The following is a 347-nucleotide window of genomic DNA, read 5'->3' as shown; positions in this document are numbered from 1 at the left end:
TTTACCCGCCAGCCTGCAGGAAAAACTGCAGCCGCGTGTGGTCGCGGGGGCGCCTGGCGATCCGATTCGCCGTCAGGCACAGCAACTGGTCCAGGCCGGTAATACTGACCAGGCGATTTCGGTACTGCGCCAGGGCGTTGCCCGCGTGCCGGATGATCCGTGGTTGCGTCTTGACCTTGCCCGCCTGCTGCAAAAATCCGGGCAGGAAGGTGAAGCGGCCACGGTGATGATCCCGGCGGGTCGCGATGGTGCTAACAGCAATTCACTGTACGCCGCTGCGCTCTATGCCAGCGAAAGCGGGGCCTGGCAGCAGGCCAACTCTCTGCTGGCGCGTATTCCGCCGTCCA

The 347-nt window shown here is 64.3% G+C and carries 1 protein-coding gene; it reads left to right on the top strand.

Annotated elements, in window-relative coordinates:
* Window positions 1-347: tetratricopeptide repeat protein (locus BTM36_RS27070; RefSeq protein ID WP_139347326.1), on the top strand; the 347-nt coding region annotated here is incomplete at both ends.

Source organism: Herbaspirillum sp. VT-16-41 (assembly GCF_001994935.1).
In the GTDB taxonomy this organism is placed as follows: Bacteria; Pseudomonadota; Gammaproteobacteria; order Burkholderiales; family Burkholderiaceae_D; genus Herbaspirillum; species Herbaspirillum frisingense.
Note: the sequence above shows the minus strand (reverse complement) of the source record. Positions and strands in the feature narration are given on the sequence as shown.